The sequence below is a fragment of the Pseudomonas sp. LBUM1649 genome (assembly GCF_059716155.1).
This window is the reverse complement of sequence record NZ_CP166807.1, coordinates 732501-757048: the sequence shown is the minus strand read 5'-3', so window position 1 is coordinate 757048 and position 24548 is coordinate 732501. Positions and strand designations below refer to the sequence as shown.

The following is a 24548-nucleotide window of genomic DNA, read 5'->3' as shown; positions in this document are numbered from 1 at the left end:
CCCTGGCGAAAAATCCCCGCGGACCCAATTCACTCTTGCGCAGGAATCACGAATCAGCCGCTGAAATCCGTGGAAGCGTAAACCGCCAATTTGCCCTGGATGAAGTCGAGGAAGCACTGAATGCGCAAGGCCAGTTGCGAGTTGCGGTAGTACACCGCGTTGATCGGCTGGCGATAGCCGCTGTTAAACTCGGCCAGCAACACCTTCAACCGTCCGGCACGAATGTCCTCGATGGTCATGTAATGCGACAGGCTGGCGATGCCCTGGCCTTCCAGCGCCAGATGGCGGATGGTTTCACCGCTGGAAGCGCTGAGTGACGCCTGGATCGGCCAGCGATCGCCATGCACGTAGCGCAGCGGCCATTGGTTGAGGCCTTCGTTCTGGGTGAATCCCAGCAGGGTGTGTTCGGCCAGGTCGGCGACGGCTGTCGGCGTGCCGTGTTTTTCCAGGTACGCCGGGCTGGCGACGATGTGCAACGGACTGCAACCCAGGGAGCGGGCGTGCAGGGTCGAGTCGGCGAGTGTGCCGATGCGGATGGCAATGTCGGTGCTTTGCTCAAGCAGGTCGATGATCAGGTCGTTGCTGTTGAGTTCGAGTTGGATATCCGGATAAAGCCGGCGGAACTCATCGATGTAGGGCACGATGGCGTGCAGCATGAACGGCGACGCGGCGTTGATACGCAAACGCCCGGACGGCGTTTGCTGACGCGAAGACAAGCGCTCTTCGAGTTGATCCATCTGATCGAGAATCAGCTTGGCGTGCTCGAAGAAATACTTGCCCTCCTCGGTCAGGTCCATGCGCCGTGTGGTGCGGTTGATCAACGTGGTATCGAGCTTGGCCTCCAGCCGCGACAGCGTGCGGCTGACCGCCGACGGCGTCTGCCCGACCTGCTCGGCGGCCGCGGAAATCGACCCGCACTCGATCACGCAGACGAAAATCTGCAGTTCATCGGATCTGGCTTTCACGTGTGTTCCTTTATCGATAGCCCTGCGCAATTCAACCCTGATGAAGAGGACCAATGTGGCGAGGGGATTTAGCGAAACGTCGCACCGCCCCGTTGGCGCGCGAAGCGGACCCAAATCCGTTAAACGCGGTATTTCATATGAATTGCGGTTACCGAATTTACGACGGCTTCGCCGCCGAACGGGGATAAATCCCCTCGCCACAAAAGCTCCCGCCACATGTGCTGCTTTCGATAGTAGCCGAGCGTCAAGCTTTAAGGCCAAACACCTTATTCAGATGCTGCTCATAACGCGCCACATCGGCCTCGATGTTCGGGCGTTTCATCACGTCCACGCAGAGGAAGGTCGGCAAACCGGTCATGCCGAGGAATTCGTTGGCCTTGTGGAACGGGAAGTACACCGCGTCCACGCCTTTGGCTTCGAAGAAGTCGGTCGGGTCGTCGAAGGCTTGCTGCGGCGCGTTCCAGGTCAGCGACAGCATGTATTGCTTGCCCTGAATCAGGCCGCCACTGCCGTACTTCTGCGAGGCGTCGGAACGGGTGCGACCGTCGCTGGCGTAGAGGCTGCCGTGACCTTCGGTGAAGACTTCGTCAATGTACTTCTTCACGGTCCATGGCGCGCCCATCCACCAGCCGGGCATCTGATAGATGATCACGTCGGCCCAGAGGAATTTGGCGACCTCTTCAGCGACGTCGTAACCCTCGTCGATGAAGGTGGCTTTGACATCCACACCGCCGCGATCCAGCACGCTCAGCGCAGCTTCATGCAGGGTGGTGTTGTAGCGGCCATCGGAGTGGGCGAATTTTTTTCCGCCATTGAGCAACAGGACTTTTTTCATGAGAGGTCTCGGGAAGGGTCAGCAATTGGATGGCGGCAGACTAACGATCTGCCTCGCGCGGAGTAAGCGTCCGTTTCGCAAAATTCATTTGACCCACACGCACGAATCAACAGGCAATTGTTGCCTTAGACTGGCGCCGATTCTGACTTGAGGAGAGTTTTCTGATGAGTGAAATGCAAGGCTTCATTCTGCACGCAAAGACCCGCCCGGAAAAATCCGACGCCTTCGAAGCGTTTTTCAGCGGCTATGTAGAAGCGAGTCGCGCCGAACCCGGCTGCATCGAGTACCACATGCTGCGCGACAAGCAGGACCCGACCCTGTTTATCTTCTACGAGATCTGGCAGTCCCAGGAACACCTCGACGTGCACTCGAACCTGCCGCACATGAAGCAGTTCCTCGAACTGCGCGACGAGTACCTGGAGCGGGATTTCGAGATTCGCGCCATCGAAATGCTCAGCCTGTCGTCCGCTAGCCGCTGATCAACAAATGGCCGCCGAGCACCCCGAGGCCAATGAAGAATACGCGCTTGAACAACACGGCGCTGATCCGCTGGCGCAGCCACTGCCCCAGCCACATGCCGAGCACCGCCGGGATCAGCGCCAACAGCGACGCACTCAACTCGCCACCGCCGAGGGCGCCGCGCCATAGCAGTCCGCCAGCGAGGGCCAGGGTCGAGACGGTGAACGACAGGCCCAACGCCTGCACCAGTTCGTCCTTGCTCAAGCCCAGCGCCTGCATGTACGGCACTGCCGGAATCACGAATACGCCCGTGGCCGACGTAATGACGCCCGTCAGCACGCCGCACAGCGGACCTAGCCAGCGCTCATTGCGAGCGCCTACACGAGTCAAGGCGATTGGCCTCTTCGCGAGCAGGCTCGCTCCCACAGTCGATCGCATTTTTCCGATGACAACTCGGTCACCTGTGGGAGCGAGCTTGCTCGCGATAGCGTCCTTCCAGACACCAGATATCAAAAGGCTGACGATGCACTTCGACCTGACCGACCTGCACCTCTACCTGAACATCCTCGACACCGGCAACATCACCGCCGGCGCCGCGCGCAGCCATCTGTCCCTGGCCGCCGCGAGCGCACGAATTCGCGCGATGGAATCTTCACTCGGCACTGATTTCCTGGAGCGCGGCCGTCGCGGCGTAACCCCCACGCCTGCCGGCAAAGCCCTCGCACAACACGCCCGCGTCCTGCTGCAACAGTCCGAACGCATGCAACAGGACCTGGCCGAATATGCCAAAGGCGTCAAAGGCCAGGTGCGGTTGTTGTGCAACACCACGGCCATCACCGAATACCTGCCGGAGTTGCTCGCCGATTTCCTGCGCGAGCACCCCAACCTCGACATCGACCTGCAGGAATTGCCCAGCACGCGCATCACCCACGCCTTGCGCCAGGGTGCCGCCGACCTGGGCATCGTCTCCCACGCGGTGGACACCCACACCCTCGAAACCCTGCCCTTTCGCGACGACCCGCTGGTGCTGATCATGCCGCCCGGGCATCCCTTGGCCGGCGGCGAACCTCCGAGTTTCAGCGATACCTTGCATCACGACTACGTGGGCCTGTCCGCCAATAGCGCACTCGCGGTGTATCTTGAAGAACAGGCGTTGCACGCGGGTATCCGCATGCAGATCCGCATCCGCGCGGAAGGCTTCGACGGCGTGATTCGCATGGTTGCTCGCGGCGCCGGGCTAGCGGTTGTGCCCTTGGCGGCGATCCAGCGACGCGAACTGGATCAACCGCTCAAAAGCTTCGCCTTGAAGGAAGACTGGGCACAGCGAAAACTACTGCTGTGCGCACGATCATTCACTGGCCTGCCTGGTTATGCCAGAGCGTTGCTCGAGGCGTTGCGCCCTGCAAATCGGACCTGCAGTCCTTGAAACCACCGCTCAACCCAACGTGCCCCCTGTATTACGAAAAGTTCACTGAGAGTAATATCTGACCCTTCAAATCATGCCTGACAACAATGACTAGAAGGGAATGCGATGGCGGATGAAATCTTGCAACAGGGCACACTCAAGCGGGGGTTGAAAAATCGTCATATTCAACTGATCGCATTGGGTGGCGCCATTGGCACCGGGCTGTTCCTGGGCTCTGCCGGGGTGCTCAAATCCGCCGGGCCGTCGATGATCCTCGGCTATGCGATTGCCGGGTTTATCGCCTTCCTGATCATGCGCCAGCTGGGCGAGATGATTGTCGAAGAACCGGTGGCCGGCTCCTTCAGTCATTTTGCCCACAACTACTGGGGTAGCTTTGCCGGCTTCCTGTCCGGCTGGAACTACTGGGTGCTCTATGTGCTGGTGGGCATGGCCGAGCTGACGGCCGTCGGTAAATACATCCAGTTCTGGTGGCCCGAGGTGCCGACCTGGGTCAGCGCGGCGGTGTTCTTTGTGCTGGTCAACCTGATCAACACGCTGAACGTCAAAATCTTCGGCGAGATGGAGTTCTGGTTCGCGATCATCAAGGTCGTGGCCATCATCGGCATGATTGCCCTGGGCTGTTACATGCTGTTCAGCGGCACCGGCGGCCCTCAGGCATCGGTGAGCAACCTGTGGAGCCACGGCGGTTTCTTCCCCAACGGCTACAGCGGTTTGCTGATGGCGATGGCGTTCATCATGTTTTCCTTCGGCGGCCTGGAGCTGGTCGGCATCACCGCCGCTGAAGCCAGCGAACCGAGAAAGGTCATCCCCAAGGCGATCAATCAAGTGGTTTACCGCGTGTTGATCTTCTACGTCGGCGCTCTCACCGTGCTGCTGTCGTTGTATCCGTGGGATCAACTGCTGCAAACACTGGGTGCATCGGGCGACGCCTACAGTGGCAGTCCGTTTGTGCAGATCTTCGCGTTGATCGGCAGCGACACCGCCGCGCAAATCCTCAATTTCGTGGTGCTCACCGCCGCGCTGTCGGTCTACAACAGCGGCGTGTATTGCAACAGCCGCATGCTCTACGGCCTGGCCGAACAGGGTGATGCACCGAAGGCGCTGATGAAGCTGAACAAACAGGGCGTGCCGTTACGGGCGCTGGGCGTATCGGCGCTGATCACGATGTTATCCGTGCTGGTCAACTATGTCGCCCCGCATGAAGCGCTTGAGTTGCTGTTCGCCCTGGTGGTCGCTTCGCTGATGATCAACTGGGCACTGATCAGCCTGACGCACCTGAAGTTTCGCAAGGCCATGGGGCAACGCGGCATCGTGCCGAGCTTCAAGTCGTTCTGGTTTCCTTTCAGCAACTACCTGTGCCTGGCGTTCATGGCCGTGATCATCTACGTGATGTGGATGATTCCGGGGATCCGCGCATCGGTCTTCGCCATTCCGGTCTGGGTGCTGATCATCTACCTGTTCTATCGGATGCGTATGGCCAGGCATCGGGACTTGCCCGTGGCTCAATAACCACCAAAAAACGCCCCGGTATTCGATCCGGGGCGTGTTTTATTGGCTGGGCCAGGTGACCGAGCGTTTATGGACACCTCAATGTCGAGCTCAGACAACTGATCCCCGGGCAGGCCCTATAGGGTGCGACTTCAGCTCTCCCCCAACGCCGGAGTCATCATGACCGCACCGATTACCGTTCTTCGCGACACCCATCCGCTGCCCGTACTCGATGCCTGCAAATGGGAAAAACTCGAAGGCGACCCGCACACCGTCAACCTCAACGCCTACACCAGCGAAGATGGCAGCAAGATCATGGGCACCTGGATCTGCACGCCGGGCAAGTGGTACGTCGAATACGTGAAGTGGGAGTACTGCGATTTCCGCGAGGGCTACTGCATCATCACCCCTGAGGGAAAAGAGCCGATCCACCTGCGTGCCGGTGACATTTTTGTCATTGAGCCGGGGATGAAAGGCACCTGGGAAGTGGTGGAAACCGTGCGCAAGTATTTCGTGTTTGCCTGATGCAAAAAAACCGGGAGATCACCCGACGTGATCTCCCGGTCACATGCATTCCATGTGGGAGCGAGCCTGCTCGCGATAGCGGTGGATCAGTCACCATCAGTGTTGAATGTGCCGGCCCCATCGCGAGCAGGCTCGCTCCCACAGGTTTTTTGCCACAGTCTTGCTATTGCGGTTTGCGATAGCTGTTGATGATCGCCGAGAAGTCACTGCCGCCTTCCCCACGCAGGCTCATCGCCTGATACAACTGTTGCGCCACCGCGCCAAGCACCACCGGCTGGTGCGCCTGACGTGCCGCTTCCGTGGCCAGCCCCAGATCCTTGAGCATCAGTTCGGCGCCGAAACCACCGGTATAGCCGCGCGAGGCCGGTGCCGTTTCGACGATGCCTGGCCACGGGTTGTACATCTCCGAACTCCAGCAACGTCCGGTGGAGCTGTTGATGATGCCGGCCAATACGCCCGTGTCAATGCCCAACGCATCACCCAGCGCCATGGCTTCGCTGACGCCGACCATGGAAATACCCAGCAGCAGGTTGTTGCAGATCTTGGCGATCTGCCCTGTGCCGACTTCGCCGCAATGGACGATGTTGCGGCCCATTTGCGCCAGCACCGGTTGCAGGGTCGCGAACAGTTCCGGGGTCGCACCGACCATGAACGTCAGCGTCCCTGCCGCGGCGCCACCGGTGCCACCGGAGACCGGCGCATCGGCCATGACCACGCCCTGTTTGGCAGCGGCGGCGGCCACGTCACGGGCGGTCTGCGGATCGATGGTGCTGCAATCCACCGCTGGCACACCCTTGCCGATGCCGGCGAGCACACCGTCTTCGCCCAGCCATACGCTGCGTACATGCACGGCAGCGGGCAGCATGGTAATCACCAGTTCGGCGCCTTCTGCCGCCTCACGGGCAGAAGCGCTGATGCTGCCGCCCAGTTGCTCAAGCTCCGCCAGCACGGCTTTGTTCAGGTCGACCAGGCGCAGTGAATGACCAGCCTTGATCAGGTTGCGCGCCATCGGCGCGCCCATGTTGCCGAGACCGATAAAAGCGATGTTCATGTCCGGCTCCTTATCGCAAGTTGATGGTGGTGTTCACACCGTCGTTGACGCTGTCGTCATCGAACCAGCGACTGGTGACGGTCTTGGTCTGAGTGTAGAACTGCACCACTTGCTTGCCATATGGACCGAGGTCGCCGAGCTTGGAACCACGGGAGCCGGTGAAGCTGAAGAACGGGACCGGCACCGGAATCGGGATGTTGATACCGACCTGGCCGACGTCGATTTCGTTCTGGAACTTGCGCGCCGCCGCACCGCTCTGGGTGAACAGACCCGTGCCGTTGCCGAACGGGTTGGCGTTGACCAGGGCAATGGCCTCGTCGAGTGTATTCACTTCCAGCACGACCAGCACCGGACCGAAGATTTCCTGGGTGTAGATCTGCATGTCGGTGGTCACACCGGAGAACAGGGTCGGGCCGACAAAGTTGCCCTTCTCGTAACCCGGAACCGTGATTTCGCGACCGTCCAGCTCGAGTTTCGCGCCTTCCTTGATGCCGCTTTCGATCAGATCGAGAATTCGTGCCTTGGCCTTTTTCGAGATCACCGGCCCCACGTCGGTGCCCGCCTCGCTGCCGGCATTCACCTTGAGTTTCTGCGCCAGTGCCTTGAGGTCTGGCAGCCATTGCTTGGCCGCGCCGACCAGCACCACCACCGAAGTCGCCATGCAACGCTGGCCGGCCGCGCCGAAACCGGCGCCCACCAGCGCGTTCAGCGCTTGTTCGCGATTGGCATCCGGCAGGACCACGGCGTGGTTCTTCGCGCCCATCATCGATTGCACGCGTTTGCCGTGCTTGCCGGCCAGGTCATAGACGTGGGTGCCAACCGCGGTCGAACCGACGAAGGAAACGGCCTTGATGTCTTTGTGGGTGCAGAGCGCATCCACCACATCCTTGCCACCGTGCACGACGTTGAGCACGCCGGCCGGAACACCGGCCTCGATGGCCAGTTCCACCAGCAGCATGGTCGACATCGGGTCCTGTTCGGACGGCTTGAGCACGAAGGTGTTACCGCAGGCGATGGCCATCGGGAACATCCACAGCGGAATCATCGCCGGGAAGTTGAACGGCGTGATGCCAGCGCAAACGCCGATTGGCTGGCGCAGGGTGTAGGTATCGACACCGCCTGCGACGTTTTCAGCGAACTCGCCCATTTGCAGACTGCCGATGGAGCAAGCGTGCTCGACCACTTCCAGGCCACGGAAAATGTCGCCCTCAGCGTCGGCAATGGTTTTGCCTTGCTCTGCACTCAAGACAGCGGCGATGCGCTTGGAGTGTTCGCGAATCAACGCCTGGAGCTTGAGCATGATGCGCATCCGCGCGCCGATCGGCGTCAGCTTCCAGGTCTGGAAGGCGCGATGGGCAGCGCTGATGGCGGCGTCGACTTCTTCAGCGGTGGCAAACGGCACCTTGGCCAGCACCTGTTGGGTGGCCGGGTTGATGATGTCGTGCCATTCGGTGGTCTGGGATTCGACCCACTGGCCGTCGATCAACAGCTTGACCTTTTGCACGGTGGTTTCATTGGGCGTGAGCGATGCGTTCATGTCGGTCTCCTGGACGTTGTTGTTATCAGGGGAGCCAAGGCGAGAAAGTCGCCTTGAAATGAGGCGTGTGCCGCGAATTGGTGATCGGACTGTTTTTGGAGTATAGATGTGCAAACTTCTAATAAGAACGCACATAAAAGCCGGTCCAACATGCAAAAAAACATCACGTCTTTAGGTTCGCTGAACTGGGATGACCTCAAGTTTTTCCTTGAAGTGGCCCGCACCCGCAAGGCCAGCACCGCGGCCAAGCGCCTGGCGGTCGACTACACCACCGTGTCGCGGCGCATCAGTTCGCTGGAGGCTTCGCTGGGAACCTTGCTGTTCGAGAAATCCCGGACCAGCGGCTTTGTCCTGACTGCCGAAGGCCAGCGTTTGCTGGGCTACGCCGAGTCGATCGAAAGCACGCTGCACATGGCCTGCGAACAGGTATCGGGTTCCGGGGTGGCGTTGTCCGGCCACGTGCGCATGGGCTGCACCGAAGGTTTCGGGAGCTTTTTCATTACCCCGCAACTGAGCCATTTCGTCGTCGCCTACCCGGCGATCTCGGTGGACATCCTGCCGCTGCCGCACTTCATCAGCCTGTCCAAGCGCGAGGCCGACATAGTCATCGCCCTGGAACGCCCGGAACACGGGCCCTATGTATGCTGCAAACTGACCGACTACCGCCTGCAGCTGTATGCGACGCAGGAATACCTCGACAAACACCCGGCAATCCGCCGCCCCGCGGACTTGGGCAAGCATTCGTTCATCAGTTATGTCGATGACCTGGCGTTTAGCTCGGAACTGCTGTACCTGGCCAATGTGCTCCCCGGCGCCAGCGCCAATCTACGCAGTACCAGCGTAATCGCGCAGTTCGTGGCGGCGCAGCAAGGGCGATCACTGGCCATCCTGCCGTGCTTCCTCGCGGCCCAGGACCCACGGTTGCTGGCGGTGTTGCCGCAGGAAATCAACATCACTCGGCAATTCTGGATGTACTGCCGCGAAGACCTGCGCAAGCTCAAGCGGATTACCCTGTTGTGGGATTACATCCGCGCGGTGACCGAGCAGAACCAGGCGCTGTTGATGGGTGACAGTCGGCAGATGCTGTTTGCCGACTGAGGATCTTCAAGGAATCAGGTAGTCGCATCGTAACGAGGTGAGCAGGCCTTTCAAGCAGGCGCACACATCTGATAGTTCCGATAAAGCTGAATTTCGCTGCACCTGCTACTCTCATGAGGGAATCAAGTGCCAAGAAGATATATAGTTTGAATTGCTTTAAATTGAGCGGTTGGGTCAGGAACTAATCATTTTGAAAGGGGCGGCACCATGCATGGCGTAAAAAGATTCTATGCGCTAGATAGCTTTAGAGGGATTTGTGCGCTCTTCGTGGTTGTTTTTCATGCTCATATTTCAGGCACATTTACTGAGCTGGTTTTCTTTCGGCGGGCCGATATATTCGTTGAGTTTTTCTTTGTGCTGAGTGGATTCGTATTAGTTCACGCATATGGCAGAGAAAAAGACGTGAGCCTCAGGGATTTTTTTGTATCAAGAACATTTAGACTTGTTCCGCTTCACTGGTTTATGTTGCTTGCTTTTGTCGTGCTAGAGTTTGCAAAGATGCTTGCTCAACGAAATGGATTTGATTTTAGGTTTGAGCCATTTAGTAATGATTTTGACCCTTCAGGCATAATTCCGAATTTATTGTTGGTTCAGTCATGGACAAATTTCACGAATCCCGCCTCTTTTAATTATCCTTCGTGGAGCATCAGTATTGAATATTATATGTATTTGATGTTTATGGTTATTTTGATGTTGGGAGGCGGCGCGAGGGTTTTGGTTTGGGGGTTGATCTCATTTGTAGCATTTGTTTTTCTGTTCTTTGGTTTTAGCGTATTAACTGAAGCTTCGCTTCGAGGGCTATCTTGCTTTTTTGCAGGGGCGTTGTCGTATGCTCTATATTCTAAGGTAGTCAGCAGGATAATACTTGGCTTTAAAGCTTTTACGCTTTTGGAGATTTTGTTGCTGAGTCTTGTGTTTGCGATAGTTGTAGTTGATATTAAATATCGAAGAATTCTGTCGAGCATTTTATTTTGTTGTGTTGTGATTGTGTTTGCCTTTGAGCGTGGCGCAGTGTCGAAAGTTTTGCGGAATAGCTATTTTGTGTTAATTGGAAAGCTTTCTTACTCGATTTATCTGACGCATGCCATGGTGTTAATTTGTATGATTTATGTGTTTCTCGCAGCGCAAAAAACATTAGGGATAAGCCTTGTCCCCTTGGTTTATGGCAAGCCCTATATTGATACTGGCAACTACGCGCTAAATAATCTTGTGGCTGTTTGTATGTTGCTTGTAGTAGTTGCTGTTTCGGCTTTCACATACAAGCATGTAGAAGTTAAGGGGCAGTCGCTTGGAAGGCGTATCTTTACTGGGTATAAGGTGAAAAGCGTGGCGCCATCTTCCTAGTGGATCGTGTCTCAGGAAGTGGTGTAAGTCTAAAAATCGACACGCTGATGGGTGACAGTCGGCAGATGCTGTTTGCCGACTAAGGATCTTCAAGAACGTTTAGGTTGTAACAGGTTGGCTAGCCACTTTCTTGGACAATGTCTTACCAAAAGCAATCCACCATTTTTCATAATAGAAGGTCGATATATGGGCGGTTATGAAAATGGCGGCGAACAACAATGGACGCTTCAAATATTTTATGACGGTATCTCCACTACCCAGCCAGGTATGCGCTAACAGCGGATGAACAACGTAGAGTGCATAGGAGATGGTGGCGATATAAAACAAAATGCGATTGTTCAGAACCTGGGCAATGAGTGTCCGGCCATTGAGTAACGTGCTCCCCACCATTGCGGCAGCAATATAGGGGCGCAAGTAGTTCATGAAGCCACCGTCGGGATGACTGGACACGACAAACAGGGCGAATAAAGCTATTTGCACGACCAGCATTTGTGCCGGAGCTTTCACAAGAGTGCTACCCAGTCTTTTGTGATAGATCAGCGCAAGTATGCAGCCAGAAAGTATTTCATCAATTCGGTAATAGGTATTGATGACGACATGGGCATCATTCATGACTCGGTAGGTCGTGACGGCGATGGCGAGAAAAGGGATCAGCACTACCCACTTGTTCCTCATCAGCACTACCAGCAAAGCGATGGCAACATAAAACTGGACCTCCATGCACAAACTCCATAGATGGCCGTTTACATTGCCAAGCCACATGGGCGGCCAGTTGGCGACGAATAGAAAGTTTGCGATGTAGAAATCCGGAGTGCTGCTCATGACAGGTAAAGCAATTGCCATGTACAACCAGGCGAGAGGCACAATCCGAAAGAATCTGCGAATTAAAAAATCAATGACGCTGTCGTTTTTGAGCAGAAAACTTGTTATCAGGAAACCCGATAGCGTAAAAAATATAGCCATACCCATAACGCCGGCGGCGGAATTCAATTGCAAAAACTTTGGGCCAAGTGGTAGCAGATGACACGCCAGGACCAGCAAGATACTTATACCACGCCATCCATCAAGTACATTTAATCGAGAGCCTGCTACGGAACTATCACTCATATTGGCATTCGCTCTTTGGATATAAAAACCCAATAGTCGTAGCGGTGAAAATCTCATGAAGCCAGACCATTTAAGCCTGAAGTCTAGGCCACCTTTTGAACTTTACACTTCACGCCATGATAAAATTTTGTCGCGAGCAATTGGTTAAATAACTGTTTTTTTGACGTTGCTTTCATGGCGTCAAGTGAATCGCCCACTTTTTGGCGGATGCGCTGCGAGCGCTGTCAGTCGCCCCCCTCCTTGAGCTCCAGCATCAGCCCGCTCAAGCGCTTGACCCGACGCCGCACCGCCTCTTCGAAGACGCCTGCCCGAGGTTCGATCAAGGTGAACCAGTCCTTGGCCCGGGTGATGCCGGTGTAGATCAGCTCCTTGGTGAGCACCGGGTTCAGGGCATCGGGCAGGATCAAGGCGGTGTGGGCGAATTCCGAGCCTTGGGATTTGTGCACGGTCATGGCGTACACGGTTTCGACATCATTGAGGCGGCTGGGCAACACAAAACGCACACCGCCCTGTCCGTCGTTCCTTGGGAATGCTACGCGCAGCACCGGTTTCCCGGCCTCGGGCCCCTCGCGCTCGGGAAGTTTGAGGGCAATGCCGATGTCGCCATTCATCAAGCCCAGACCGTAATCGTTGCGGGTCATCAGCACCGGCCGTCCTTCGTACCATTGCTGGTCGCTGTCGATCAGTCGCGCCTTCAGCAAGGCGTCGGTCACCCGCTTGTTCAACCCTTCCACGCCCCACGGCCCTTTGCGCACGGCACACAACAACTGGAAGGCGTCGAACGCTTGCAGGACCTGCCGGGCCCAATCAGTCCAGCGCGCATCTTCCAGGGGGCAATCGAGCGGTGGACGCTGGTTGCGCAGCAGGCTCAAGTAATAGCGGTAACCTTGCGGCCCTTCACCATGACCTTCAAGCAACAGGCGCTCCAGCGCCCGATCCTGTTCATTTCTGAGGGACAGGGAAAACACATCGTCGTGGCTTCGCGCTGCCAACAACTTTCGGGCTTCTGCGGGCTGTTGCTGGTTCACCCAACGGGCCAATTGGCCAATGCCGCTGCCTTCGCCGAATCGCCGCGAGTGGCGCAACATTACCACTTGCTGGGCCAGCGGATGAGTACCTTGGGTATCTTCCTGCAACCCACGCTCCTGCAAACCAGGGACCTCCAGGCTTTCGCCACTGACGGTCATCAGCCACTGGCGAGTCTGCGGGCTATACCAACCCGCTTCGGCGTCGCGACACAGATCGCCCAGCACGGCACCGGCCTCCACCGACGCCAGCTGGTCCTTGTCACCCAGCAGCACCAGGCGGGCATGGGCCGGCAGCGCATCGAGCAGGTTGGCCATCATTTCCAGGTCGATCATCGACGCTTCGTCCACCACCAACACATCCAGCGGCAAGTGATTGCCAGCGTGGTGACGGAAATGTCGCGTGCCCGGGCGGCTGCCAAGCAGGCGGTGCACGGTGGTGACATCAGAGGGGATTTTCTCGCGAATGGCTTCAGTGACTTTCAGCGTTCGCACTTGCGCACTGATGGACTCGGTCAGCCGCGCCGCTGCTTTGCCGGTGGGCGCGGCAAGACGAATGCGCAGCGGCTTGCCCGCCTCTACCGCCGGGGCCTGGAGTAATGCGAGCAAGCGCACGACCGTGGTGGTCTTGCCGGTTCCCGGGCCGCCGGTGACGATACTGAAAGCGCTGCGAGTCGCCAGGGCGCAGGCCAGTTTCTGCCAGTCGATGACCTCACCGGGCCTGGCCGGACCAAACAGCCCCGTAAGGCGCTGCAACAAATCATCCGGTGCGCCTTCATGCGCCGCCAGGCGCTCACGCAACGCATTGTCGATACGTCGCTCGTAGGCCCAGTAGCGCCGCAGGTACAGGCGTTTGCCGGCCAACACCAAGGGCCGCTGCTGCACGCTGTCGCGCTCATCCGCGGCCAATGCAACCAGGCTGCTGGAGGCCAGCACCTTGCACCAATGGGCGCCATCCAGCGCTTCCAGCAGCTGCGAAGGCAGCAACATCGCGCCACTTTGCAGGTCGCCTTCCGGTGGCAGCGACAGGGCGAAGTCCGGCTCCTTGAGTGTCTCGAACAGATCCAGGCATACATGCCCGTGCCCCAACTGGTGACTGGTCAATGCCGCCGCCAGCAACACCAGCGGATCATCGTCCGGGGCCAGCTCGTGAAGAAAACCGACGAAGGCCTTGTCCAGTGCTCGCAACCAGCCGCGCTCGACCCAGCGCGAGAGCAGCAGCAACAAGTCGTCGGCACGATTCAAAGGGCTGAGTTGCGCCAGGCTGTCGGCGCTCAGTGGCGTCGACAGCACATCGGCGAAGGTACGGTTCATAGCAGTACTCCCTGTTCCCAGGCGGGTTCGACCCTGGGTTCCGGCTTGCCCTGGAACAGGCGGTCCAGTCGCTCGATCAGCGCCCGGGGTGGGCGGGCGAAATACACGCCCTGGCTTGGCGCACGCGTACCCCGCAGGAACAGGTACAGCGCACCTCCGACATGCCGGTCGTAATCGTAATCGGCAAGCCGGGCCTTGAGCTGGCGATGCAGGGCCAGCAGGTACAACACGTATTGCAGGTCGTACCGGTTGTCGAGGATCGACTGCTCCATGGCCTGCTCGGTATAGGCCGCGTCGTCGACCCCGAGCCAGTTGGATTTGTAGTCGGCGACGTAGTAACGGCCGTCATGCTCGAACGTCAGGTCGATGAAGCCCTTGAACATGCCATTGAGCAACACCGATTCGGCGGCCACCCGAGGCACACCGTTGTGGGTGTATTGGCACACCAGGGCATCGAGCTTGAGCACATCGACCTTGTGGCTGGCGAACCAGAACTCCATCTCGACCCGGTACTGGGTCAACTGCCCGAATATCACCGGCGCCTGGCCGCTGCCCAGCGGCACCGGCGACTTGAGCAGATGCTGCAGCCATTCACTCAGCGTGGTGATCCAGCCCTCCCAGCCACGGCGATTGCAGCGACGGGCAATCGCATCTTCCACGGCTTGCGCGGTGGCGGCAAAGCCTTCGTTGCCGGCCCATTCGAGCAAACCATGGAGAAAGGTGCCCGGGTTCGGGCCACGGGGGAATCGATGGATATCGGCACCGCCGGCCACCATCTCTCGGGGGGCATGCGGGTCGAGACGTTCGTCGTCGAAGAGTTTCTGCGCCTGCGGGCTTTCGGGCGCCTGATCACTGCCGATGCTCAGGCTGTCGCCAATGCGCAAGGCGCTATAGGAGGCAATCCACCAGTTTTCACTGGCCTTGCGTTGTACCGTCAACGGCGCCAGCAACGCGGCGGTGTTCTGCGGTGGATGGTAATGCTCCGAGGTGGCTTCAGGCATTTCGCCATAGCCCATCGCCGGACAGCCATGTTGCAGGTCTCGCAACCAGGCCTGCAAACCCGCAGATTCGTTCAAGCAAGCACCGCCGCCCAACAGATACCCCAGCGCCGACAGGTGCAGCACCGAGCTGTTGTTATTGCCGCGTTTGAGATCCGTCACGCCCAGCCAGCAGGCGTGTTGCGCCCGGGTCAAGGCCACATACAGCAGGCGCAGGTCTTCGGCCAGGCGCTCATCATCGGCCAGGGCAATCAGTTCGGCCGTGGGGTTCAAGCTCACCTGAGCCGTGCCCGCGGTGTCGTGGTAATGCAACGGTAGACGGCTGCCATCCACCGGTTTCGCCGAGCAAATGAACGGCAGGAAAACCAGCGGGTACTCAAGCCCCTTGGACTTGTGGATGGTCACGACCTTGACCAGTTGCTCATCGCTTTCCAGGCGCAGGATCTGCTCTTCACCCGCCTGGCCCGACAATGCCAGGTGCTCGGACAAATGCCGGATCAAGGCCTGCTCGCCGTCAAGTTCGGCGGCCGCCTGTTGCAGCAACTCGGACAGGTGCAACAGGTTGGTCAACACCCGCTCGCCATCGCTGCGCGCCATCAATGCCTGGGGCAGCTTGAAGTCATGCAGCAAGCGTCGCAGCATCGGCAACACACCCTGCTTGCGCCAAAGCTCGCGATAACGGCGGAACTGCATGACCCGCGCTTCCCAGGCCAGTTCGTCCTGGTTCAACTGCTCCAGCTCGGCCAATGACAGATTCAGCGTGATGCTGGCCAATGCAGCGCGCAGTGGCCGCTCGACGTCCGGCTCGGCGCAGGCCTTGAGCCAGGTCAGCACGTCGTGAGCTTCCTGCGCGGCGAATACCGAGTCCTTGTCTGACAGATAAACGCTGCGCACACCTCGGGCAGAAAGTTCGGTACGCACCGCCTGAGCTTCCTTGCCGTCCCGCACAAGGATGGCAATGTCCGCGGGCATCAGGCCTTTTAGCGCCTGGTCGTCACGCACGAACCCCGTAAGGCCTTGTTGTCCGCCGTTGAGCAAGGCGGTGATTTCACTGGCACAGGCGGCCGCCAGTTGCTGGCGATAGACCGCGCCGGACAACGGCTGCTCGGCCGACAGGTGCCAGATGTTCAACGCCGGTACAGCTTGACCATTGATGCGCAGGACTTCTTTGCGTCCCTGGGACTCGACAGGCAGGAACGGCACCGGGTTGTCGCCATTGTGTTCCCGGAACAGAAACGCCCCGCGCCCCGACTCGCGCGACTCGGCACAGTCAAATACATGGTTCACGGCACTGACCATGCCATGGCTCGAACGGAAGTTGGTGCCCAGGGTATGCAGGCGGCCAGTGGTCGCCTGACGGGCGCGCAGGTAGGTATAGATGTCGGCGCCGCGGAAGGCGTAGATCGCCTGCTTCGGGTCGCCGATCAGGAACAGCCCGCTGTCGGGGCTGTTGTCTTCAATGCGGTAGATACTCTCGAAGATCCGGTACTGCACCGGGTCGGTGTCCTGGAATTCGTCGATCAACGCCACTGGGAACTGTTCGCGGATCAAGGTCGCCAGGCGCTCGCCGCCATCGCTTTGCAGCGCCGCATCCAGGCGCAGCAACATGTCGTCGAAGCCCATTTCCGCGCGACGGCGCTTTTCCTCTTCAAAACGCGCACCCACCCAATGGGCAGCGTGTTGCAGCACGGCGGCATCGGGCGTCGGCAAGCCATCGAGACAGGCTTTGAGCCCGGGCATCGCGTCCAGGCCCGGATGATCCGGCACTGCGCCCTTTTTCCAGGCTTCCGCCATGCCGTCGGGGGTCAGGCGCGTGAAGCCGGTACCGATGTCCAGTTGTTCAAGGGACTCGTCTTCGGCCCAGGCTTTGATTTTCTCGAACCAGGGCTCGAAATACCGCGCCTGCATCTTGCGCCCGTCGACACTCTTGCTGGCGACACCTTCGTGACACAGGGCCAGCAACTCGTCGGCCCACTGGCGCCACGGCATTTTTAGCTCAAGCAAGGCCGCTCGCCGCGCCTGCAGACATTCTGTGATCAATTGCGCCGGCTCTTTACCGGCGAGGGTGTCGCGCTCGCTGGCGAACAGCCCGCGGATTCGCGGCAACAAGGCGGCCGGCCCGCCCCAATTGCCGCGCACCCAGTTCAACGCATCGCCCTGCATCGGATAACAGAACAACCGCCAATAATCGCGCAGGACTTCACCCAGCAGATCGCTGTGGTCGGTTTCCAGGGTCTGGGTAAACAGGCTGCCGCTGTCAAAGGCGTGCTCGCGCAACATGCGCTGACACCAACTGTGGATGGTCGACACAGCCGCCTCATCCATCCATTGCGCGGCGATGTCCAGGCGATTGGCGCACCCGGGCCACTGCTCGGGTGCGTACTGTTCCCGCAGCTGATTGATCAGCCCGTCGGGGGCCGGCGTTTCGTCGCGGAAAAACCGCGCGGCTTCTGCCAGGCGCGTACGAATGCGTTCGCGCAGCTCTTTGGTGGCGGCATCGGTAAAGGTCACCACGAGGATCTGTGGCGGCAGCAGTTCACGGCCGAAACCACTGGGCTCTCCACCTCTGAGCTCTCCGCCGTGGCCAAGGACCAGGCGCAGGTACAGTGCGGAAATGGTGAAGGTCTTGCCGGTTCCGGCACTGGCCTCGATCAGTTGACTGCCACGCAGCGGGAACGCCAGGGCCAAGGGTATCTGGGTGGTCATGGGCGGGCCTCCTCGCTGGACACTGAACGCCAAGGGGCCTCAAGCAGCGGTCGATACAGGGCGTTGCACCAATCGGCGAACGTCTCGTCAGCGACCAGGGCGTCGTAATCGGCGAACTGACGGGCGAGCGCCACGCTTTCGCGTCGCTCGCCGTCTGTGGTCAAACCGTCCCCCTCATAGGCCTTGCGGGCAGCGGCCTGGGCTTTGACCGGATCGGTTTGTCCAAGCCATGCAAAGGCGGTCTTGACCGCAATCGGCAACGGTTGGCGCATGCCGGATTGCCAGGCCAGCAACAGATCGCCCAGCGTTCGCAAGGCACTCTCCTGTGTAATCGTGTCGAGTAACAGGCTGTCGTCACTGGCGACCAAGGCCGTGGTCATCGCCATGCCGCTGGCGCACGCCACCAGATGGTTGACCCACGGCCGTGTCAGCCGATGCCATTTGCGCGACTTGATCGAACCGATGCTGTTGGGGATCGTCGTGACCGATAGCAAGCCACCGTCAGCACGTTGATGCAGGCCGCTGAGCCAGCCCTCGATACGTAGGCCATCCACTTGCAGATTGACTGGCAGGGCACTGGTCAGGGGTGTTGGCCATAAGGCCAGGAGCTGTTGATAACGCGCAAGCAGACCCGGCAAGGGTTCGATCAACTCGCGTTGCAGGCATTCGCCAAATCCCGCCATGGGCAGCAGCCCACTGTTTTGCAGGCGACTGGCGTGCACCTCCAGCACCCGGTCGGTGTTATCCAGGTCTGCCAGTGCCGCACCGAGCAAACTGTCGCTCAGGCTATAGCGTTGCAAGGCATCGAGGACAAACGGTTCTTCATCGGCCAAAGGCACTTCGGCAGCTTCAAAGAACACCTTCAATCGCTGACTGAAGAAATGTCGGACCGGGTTGCGCAGGAAATCCTGCAGCTGCCCGAGACTCAGCGGCTCCTCCTGGACGTGGGCATCCAGCATCTCGTGCCCAGGCGCTTGCCCGCTGGCTTGATGGAGCACCTGCCACTCTCTGGCATAGCTGAACAGGGCATCGCCCTGGTGGAAGTAACGGGCACTGAAGGGTTGCAGCGGATGCTCCTGGGTCATGGCCTCAAGCAAGTCCTCCTCGGCATCGGCCAATCGCCAACCGCTGGCCAGGTGGTCACGGAGCTGGCCGATCAGCACCGATGCCGGGCGCTCGCTGTTATCGCGAATGCTGCGACCGACCCAGCTGACGTAGAGTTGATCGCGCGCCGACAACAGCGCCTCCAGCAGCAAATAGCGGTCATCCTCACGCCGCGAGCGATCGCCGGGACGGTAGTCGCTGCCCATGAGATCAAAGTCCAGTGGCGGCTGTGCCCGCGGGTAGTCGCCATCGTTCATCCCCAGCAGGCACACCAGCTTGAACGGGATCGCACGCATGGGCATCAAGGTACAGAAGTTGACCGCTCCGGCCAGAAAACGCTGGGACAACCGCCCCTGATCGAGACCGGCCAGCCAGGCTTCACGGACGACGGTCAGCGGCAGCTCGTCGTGCAAGCCGACTGACTCACAGTTTTCCAGCCAGGTTTCGCGCAATGCTTCCAGTTGCGTCAGCAAATACTCGTCGTGCTCGTTACTGGCCTGGAAGAACAGTGACACCAATGCCTGCAAGCGCAGGCTCCATTGCTGGGGCGATGCCGGTTGAGAGAGCTCGTGGTGGGCAATTTCCAGTGCATCCAGCAGTGCAACCAGCGGGCCTATGAGCGCGGCATCCAGACCACCAATCTCGTCGTAGGGTTCGATGCCGCCACAGGCACCGGAACTGCCAACGGCATACCCGAGCAACATCCGCCGCAGACCAAAGCGCCAACTGTTTTGCTCCAGTGCCTCAGGCAGGCCCAGGCCTGCACGCTGCTCGGCGTTCATCCCCCAGCGGATGCCCGCCCCTTCGATCCAGCGGTGCAGAGTTGGCAGGTCACGCTCCTCTACGCCGAAGCGCTCCCGGAGCGCGGGGACGTCCAGCAGGTCGAGAATCTCGCTGACCGGGAAACGGCTGTCTGGCAGCTTGAGCAGATGCTCGACCGCGATCAGCAACGGATCACGGCCGCGCTGGCCCTGGTCTGCGAGGGTGAAGGGTATGAAGCGCGAATCGTGGCGCTCAAGCTGGCCGAACACCGCGCGAATGTGCGGGGCATAGGCATCGATGTCCGGGACCATGACAATCACATCCCGGGGACGCAATAGCGGATCGGCGCTGAAGCGCGCGAGCAACTGATCGTGCAGGATCTCTACTTCGCGCTGAGCGCTGTGGGCAATGTGGAAGCGGATCGACGAGTCTTTCTGCAGATCCACGGCCGGCCAGCATTCACGGGTTTCGCCCAGTGGACGCAACTCAAGGATGTCGTCTTGTAACTGGTTGAGCATGTGCAGCGGCTGGCTGTCACTGAACAGGTCGATGCGCCCGTCACGAAAGGCCGAGCGATAGCTATTGGGGTCGTCGTAGCTGTCGAGCAGGTTGATGTAGTCCCGTCCCTGCTTGCCCCATGCGGCCAGTAACGGATGGGCGTGTTGATGCAGGGTTTGCGGGTCGAGTACGCCCGGCATGCCGCTCTTGCGCGCCTGCCGTTTGTATTGATGCCGCAGCAGGTCTTTGTCGGCGACGATGTCCGCCCAATGGTGACGACAGGGGTTGTGCACGCACAGCAGAACCTGGCTGAATCGAGCCAGCCCGGCCAGGGCCTCCAGGGCTTGAGCGGGCAGGGAGGAAATGCCGAACACGATGACCCGTGACGGTAATCCCCTCGGAGCGACGTCGAGGCTGTTGATGCGTTCGACAAACCGCTGATGCACGCCGGCTCGGCTTTGCGCCATGCCTTCTTCACCGACATCCAGCAACAGTGCACGCCATAACTCCGCCTGCCAGGCATTGGCCGCGGTCAGCGGCTTGGCTTCTCCCCTGCCGTTACGTAACTGGTGACGACCTTGCGCCCAGTCTTCGAGCCAATCGGCGCGGTACACCTGGTACTGGTCGAACAGATCCGCCAGTCGCTCAGCCAATTGATAGCGCTTGCGCAAATCGGTGTCATGGGTGAGAAAACGATGTAGCGGCTCGAAGTGTGGCTGATTGATCAACTGCGGCAGCAGACGCATCAGGCGCCAAGTCAAGGGGGCTTTATCCAGCAGCGACTTGGCCGGGATTTCGTCGCGGCCCAGGACCATCCGGTAGAGCTGCCACATGAAACTGCCGGGCAACTGCACGTCGATGGCGGCGGCGATTCCGCAGCCGCCCATGTCGTCATCTTCAGCGTCTTCAGCCAGTGCCAGCTTCAGCCATTGGGCTATGCCGTTGCTCTGCACCAGGGCGATTTCATTTTCCAGGGGAGCCAGCGGGTAGCGCCGCATCCAGCTCACCACCAGGCTGCGTAACTCGTCCAGGCGATTGCCATGAACCACCATAAAACCAGCACTGAGGGACGTTGCGTCCGGCATAAAGGCTTCCTTGGAAAGCGCAAATCGAGGGACGACTTTAGCATTGAAGGCGATTGGCTTCATTTGTAGGAGCGAGCATGCTCCGGGCGGCGTTCCGACGATGAACCTGAGAACGCTGCGGGGTATCAGGTTTCCCGCGTCATCGTTGACGACCATCGCGAGCATGCTCGCTCCTACACAGGAAAAACGGGCCACAAAAACAAAACCCCTACCTGCATGCGCAGATAGGGGTTTTGGAATTTAATCTTGACGATGACCTACTCTCACATGGGGAAACCCCACACTACCATCGGCGATGCATCGTTTCACTGCTGAGTTCGGGATGGGATCAGGTGGTTCCAATGCTCTATGGTCGTCAAGAAATTCGGGTACTGAGCCGTCTTTCGACGATTCAGCAAATTGGGTATGTGATAGCTTCGGTGTTTTGTGAGCATCTCGAACTTTCGGTTCGTTTCGTCTTCACACACCGCAATCTGGTCTCTTTCGTCTTTTCAACGAGGAGCATCAAATTGCTTGGGTGTTATATGGTCAAGCCTCACGGGCAATTAGTATTGGTTAGCTCAACGCCTCACAGCGCTTACACACCCAACCTATCAACGTCGTAGTCTTCGACGGCCCTTCAGGGGACTCAAGGTCCCAGTGAGATCTCATCTTGAGGCTAGTTTCCCGCTTAGATGCTTTCAGCGGTTATCTATTCCGAACATAGCTACCCGGCAATGCCACTGGCGTGACAACCGGAACACCAGAGGTTCGTCCACTCCGGTCCTCTCGTACTAGGAGCAGCCCCTCTCAAATCTCAAACGTCCACGGCAGATAGGGACCGAACTGTCTCACGACGTTCTAAACCCAGCTCGCGTACCACTTTAAATGGCGAACAGCCATACCCTTGGGACCGGCTTCAGCCCCAGGATGTGATGAGCCGACATCGAGGTGCCAAACACCGCCGTCGATATGAACTCTTGGGCGGTATCAGCCTGTTATCCCCGGAGTACCTTTTATCCGTTGAGCGATGGCCCTTCCATACAGAACCACCGGATCACTAAGACCTACTTTCGTACCTGCTCGACGTGTCTGTCTCGCAGTCAAGCGCGCTTTTGCCTTTATACTCTACGACCGATTTCCGACCGGTCTGAGCGCACCTTCGTACTCCTCCGTTACTCTTTAGGAGGAGACCGCCCCAGTCAAACTACCCACCATACACTGTCCTCGATCCGGATAACGGACCTGAGTTAGAACCTCAAAGTTGCCAGGGTGGTATTTCAAGGTTGGCTCCACGCGAACTGGCGTCCACGCTTCAAAGCCTCCCACCTATCCTACACAAGCAAATTCAAAGTCCAGTGCAAAGCTATAGTAAAGGTTCACGGGGTCTTTCCGTCTAGCCGCGGATACACTGCATCTTCACAGCGATTTCAATTTCACTGAGTCTCGGGTGGAGACAGCGCCGCCATCGTTACGCCATTCGTGCAGGTCGGAACTTACCCGACAAGGAATTTCGCTACCTTAGGACCGTTATAGTTACGGCCGCCGTTTACCGGGGCTTCGATCAAGAGCTTCGCGTTAGCTAACCCCATCAATTAACCTTCCGGCACCGGGCAGGCGTCACACCCTATACGTCCACTTTCGTGTTTGCAGAGTGCTGTGTTTTTAATAAACAGTCGCAGCGGCCTGGTATCTTCGACCGGCGTGGGCTTACGCAGTAAATGCTTCACCCTCACCGGCGCACCTTCTCCCGAAGTTACGGTGCCATTTTGCCTAGTTCCTTCACCCGAGTTCTCTCAAGCGCCTTGGTATTCTCTACCCAACCACCTGTGTCGGTTTGGGGTACGGTTCCTGGTTACCTGAAGCTTAGAAGCTTTTCTTGGAAGCATGGCATCAACCACTTCGTGTTCCAAAGGAACACTCGTCATCAGCTCTCGGCCTTAGAATCCCGGATTTACCTAAGATTCCAGCCTACCACCTTAAACTTGGACAACCAACGCCAAGCTGGCCTAGCCTTCTCCGTCCCTCCATCGCAATAACCAGAAGTACAGGAATATTAACCTGTTTTCCATCGACTACGCTTTTCAGCCTCGCCTTAGGGACCGACTAACCCTGCGTCGATTAACGTTGCGCAGGAAACCTTGGTCTTTCGGCGTGGGTGTTTTTCACACCCATTGTCGTTACTCATGTCAGCATTCGCACTTCTGATACCTCCAGCAAGCTTCTCAACTCACCTTCACAGGCTTACAGAACGCTCCTCTACCGCATCACCTAAGTGATACCCGTAGCTTCGGTGTATGGTTTGAGCCCCGTTACATCTTCCGCGCAGGCCGACTCGACTAGTGAGCTATTACGCTTTCTTTAAAGGGTGGCTGCTTCTAAGCCAACCTCCTAGCTGTCTAAGCCTTCCCACATCGTTTCCCACTTAACCATAACTTTGGGACCTTAGCTGACGGTCTGGGTTGTTTCCCTTTTCACGACGGACGTTAGCACCCGCCGTGTGTCTCCCATGCTCGGCACTTGTAGGTATTCGGAGTTTGCATCGGTTTGGTAAGTCGGGATGACCCCCTAGCCGAAACAGTGCTCTACCCCCTACAGTGATACATGAGGCGCTACCTAAATAGCTTTCGAGGAGAACCAGCTATCTCCGAGCTTGATTAGCCTTTCACTCCGATCCACAGGTCATCCGCTAACTTTTCAACGGTAGTCGGTTCGGTCCTCCAGTTAGTGTTACCCAACCTTCAACCTGCCCATGGATAGATCGCCCGGTTTCGGGTCTATTCCCAGCGACTAGACGCCCTATTAAGACTCGCTTTCGCTACGCCTCCCCTATTCGGTTAAGCTCGCCACTGAAAATAAGTCGCTGACCCATTATACAAAAGGTACGCAGTCACCCAACAAAGTGGGCTCCCACTGCTTGTACGCATACGGTTTCAGGATCTATTTCACTCCCCTCTCCGGGGTTCTTTTCGCCTTTCCCTCACGGTACTAGTTCACTATCGGTCAGTCAGTAGTATTTAGCCTTGGAGGATGGTCCCCCCATATTCAGACAAAGTTTCTCGTGCTCCGTCCTACTCGATTTCATGACCAAGAGATTTTCGCGTACAGGGCTATCACCCACTATGGCCGCACTTTCCAGAGCGTTCCGCTAATCTCAAAGCCACTTAAGGGCTAGTCCCCGTTCGCTCGCCACTACTAAGGGAATCTCGGTTGATTTCTTTTCCTCAGGGTACTTAGATGTT

Annotated in this window: 14 protein-coding genes, 2 rRNA genes and 1 pseudogene (1 of these 17 only partly in view); 6 read left to right on the top strand and 11 right to left on the bottom strand. The window is 58.3% G+C overall.

What is annotated here, in order from left to right; all coding sequences use genetic code 11:
* Positions 1 to 53: 53 nt before the first annotated feature.
* Both ACA058_RS03335 and mdaB read right to left on the bottom strand, forming a co-directional pair.
* The gene (locus ACA058_RS03335) at positions 54 to 965 is read right to left on the bottom strand and encodes a LysR family transcriptional regulator (RefSeq protein WP_497637834.1); all 912 of its coding nucleotides are present in this window, start codon (positions 963 to 965) and stop codon (positions 54 to 56) included.
* 244 nt (positions 966 to 1209) lie between these two features.
* Positions 1210 to 1800, bottom strand: a complete 591-nt coding sequence (mdaB, locus tag ACA058_RS03330) for an NADPH:quinone oxidoreductase MdaB (RefSeq protein WP_497637833.1) — start codon at positions 1798 to 1800, stop codon at positions 1210 to 1212.
* A gap of 164 nt (positions 1801 to 1964) precedes the next feature.
* Between mdaB and ACA058_RS03325 the strand changes: the two genes are divergently transcribed.
* Positions 1965 to 2279 (top strand): putative quinol monooxygenase, encoded by a 315-nt coding sequence (locus ACA058_RS03325; RefSeq protein ID WP_497637831.1) that lies wholly within the window; start codon positions 1965 to 1967, stop codon positions 2277 to 2279.
* Here the strand turns inward: ACA058_RS03325 and ACA058_RS03320 are convergent.
* Positions 2269 to 2772 (bottom strand): annotated as a pseudogene (locus ACA058_RS03320) (sulfite exporter TauE/SafE family protein); the annotation flags it as partial. The gene ACA058_RS03325 and the pseudogene ACA058_RS03320 overlap by 11 nt on opposite strands.
* Positions 2773 to 2782: 10 nt before the next feature.
* Here ACA058_RS03320 and ACA058_RS03315 point away from each other — a divergent pair.
* The 3 genes from ACA058_RS03315 (at position 2783) to ACA058_RS03305 (ending at position 5698) form a co-directional block, all read left to right on the top strand.
* A complete protein-coding gene (locus ACA058_RS03315; protein WP_497637829.1) occupies positions 2783 to 3685 on the top strand; it encodes a LysR substrate-binding domain-containing protein in 903 nt (300 codons plus the stop codon).
* Positions 3686 to 3790: 105 nt separating this feature from the next.
* The gene (locus ACA058_RS03310; protein WP_497637828.1) at positions 3791 to 5194 is read left to right on the top strand and encodes an amino acid permease; all 1404 of its coding nucleotides are present in this window, start codon (positions 3791 to 3793) and stop codon (positions 5192 to 5194) included.
* A 159-nt stretch (positions 5195 to 5353) separates the two neighbouring features.
* Positions 5354 to 5698: a cupin domain-containing protein gene (locus tag ACA058_RS03305; RefSeq protein ID WP_007946320.1), complete on the top strand. Its 345-nt coding sequence runs from the start codon at positions 5354 to 5356 to the stop codon at positions 5696 to 5698.
* 163 nt (positions 5699 to 5861) lie between these two features.
* Here the strand turns inward: ACA058_RS03305 and mmsB are convergent, their stop codons facing one another.
* Positions 5862 to 6749, bottom strand: a complete 888-nt coding sequence (gene mmsB, locus ACA058_RS03300) for a 3-hydroxyisobutyrate dehydrogenase (protein ID WP_497637827.1) — start codon at positions 6747 to 6749, stop codon at positions 5862 to 5864.
* Positions 6750 to 6759: 10 nt separating this feature from the next.
* Positions 6760 to 8286, bottom strand: coding sequence for a CoA-acylating methylmalonate-semialdehyde dehydrogenase (locus tag ACA058_RS03295; RefSeq protein ID WP_497637826.1), 1527 nt, complete (start codon positions 8284 to 8286; stop codon positions 6760 to 6762).
* Between the two features lie 150 nt (positions 8287 to 8436).
* On the opposite strand from ACA058_RS03295, the gene ACA058_RS03290 reads away from it, so the two are divergent.
* Both ACA058_RS03290 and ACA058_RS03285 read left to right on the top strand, forming a co-directional pair.
* Entirely contained in the window at positions 8437 to 9384 is a 948-nt protein-coding gene (locus ACA058_RS03290) for a LysR family transcriptional regulator (RefSeq protein ID WP_497637824.1), read from the top strand.
* Between the two features lie 207 nt (positions 9385 to 9591).
* On the top strand, positions 9592 to 10728 hold the full coding sequence (locus ACA058_RS03285) for an acyltransferase family protein (RefSeq protein WP_497637823.1): 1137 nt from the start codon (positions 9592 to 9594) through the stop codon (positions 10726 to 10728).
* Positions 10729 to 10827: 99 nt separating this feature from the next.
* Here ACA058_RS03285 and ACA058_RS03280 read toward each other — a convergent pair whose 3' ends face one another.
* The 6 genes from ACA058_RS03280 to ACA058_RS03255 all read right to left on the bottom strand — a co-directional run.
* Positions 10828 to 11835: an acyltransferase family protein gene (locus tag ACA058_RS03280; protein WP_497637822.1), complete on the bottom strand. Its 1008-nt coding sequence runs from the start codon at positions 11833 to 11835 to the stop codon at positions 10828 to 10830.
* A 224-nt stretch (positions 11836 to 12059) separates the two neighbouring features.
* Positions 12060 to 14174, bottom strand: coding sequence for an exodeoxyribonuclease V subunit alpha (gene recD, locus ACA058_RS03275; protein WP_497637821.1), 2115 nt, complete (start codon positions 14172 to 14174; stop codon positions 12060 to 12062).
* Complete coding sequence (recB, locus tag ACA058_RS03270; protein WP_497637820.1) at positions 14171 to 17878, bottom strand: exodeoxyribonuclease V subunit beta; 3708 nt, start codon at positions 17876 to 17878, stop codon at positions 14171 to 14173. Before recB ends, recD begins: the two co-directional genes overlap by 4 nt.
* A complete protein-coding gene (recC, locus tag ACA058_RS03265; RefSeq protein WP_497637819.1) occupies positions 17875 to 21327 on the bottom strand; it encodes an exodeoxyribonuclease V subunit gamma in 3453 nt (1150 codons plus the stop codon). The genes recB and recC overlap by 4 nt, the downstream gene beginning before the upstream one ends.
* A 244-nt stretch (positions 21328 to 21571) precedes the next feature.
* Positions 21572 to 21687 (bottom strand): 5S ribosomal RNA (gene rrf / locus ACA058_RS03260).
* 164 nt (positions 21688 to 21851) lie between these two features.
* A 23S ribosomal RNA gene (locus ACA058_RS03255) occupies positions 21852 to 24548 on the bottom strand; it runs 195 nt beyond the window's last position.

Bases quoted from the DNA above. Each gene is read 5' to 3' on its own strand.
- recB (WP_497637820.1), bottom strand. From the start codon at position 17,878: ATGACCACCCAGATACCCTTGGCCCTGGCGTTCCCGCTGCGTGGCAGT.
- ACA058_RS03280 (WP_497637822.1), bottom strand. From the start codon at position 11,835: ATGAGTGATAGTTCCGTAGCAGGCTCTCGATTAAATGTACTTGATGGA.
- ACA058_RS03285 (WP_497637823.1), top strand. From the start codon at position 9,592: ATGCATGGCGTAAAAAGATTCTATGCGCTAGATAGCTTTAGAGGGATT.
- ACA058_RS03295 (WP_497637826.1), bottom strand. From the start codon at position 8,286: ATGAACGCATCGCTCACGCCCAATGAAACCACCGTGCAAAAGGTCAAG.
- ACA058_RS03305 (WP_007946320.1), top strand. From the start codon at position 5,354: ATGACCGCACCGATTACCGTTCTTCGCGACACCCATCCGCTGCCCGTA.
- ACA058_RS03315 (WP_497637829.1), top strand. From the start codon at position 2,783: ATGCACTTCGACCTGACCGACCTGCACCTCTACCTGAACATCCTCGAC.
- ACA058_RS03310 (WP_497637828.1), top strand. From the start codon at position 3,791: ATGGCGGATGAAATCTTGCAACAGGGCACACTCAAGCGGGGGTTGAAA.
- ACA058_RS03290 (WP_497637824.1), top strand. From the start codon at position 8,437: ATGCAAAAAAACATCACGTCTTTAGGTTCGCTGAACTGGGATGACCTC.
- mmsB (WP_497637827.1), bottom strand. From the start codon at position 6,749: ATGAACATCGCTTTTATCGGTCTCGGCAACATGGGCGCGCCGATGGCG.
- recD (WP_497637821.1), bottom strand. From the start codon at position 14,174: ATGAACCGTACCTTCGCCGATGTGCTGTCGACGCCACTGAGCGCCGAC.
- ACA058_RS03325 (WP_497637831.1), top strand. From the start codon at position 1,965: ATGAGTGAAATGCAAGGCTTCATTCTGCACGCAAAGACCCGCCCGGAA.
- recC (WP_497637819.1), bottom strand. From the start codon at position 21,327: ATGCCGGACGCAACGTCCCTCAGTGCTGGTTTTATGGTGGTTCATGGC.
- mdaB (WP_497637833.1), bottom strand. From the start codon at position 1,800: ATGAAAAAAGTCCTGTTGCTCAATGGCGGAAAAAAATTCGCCCACTCC.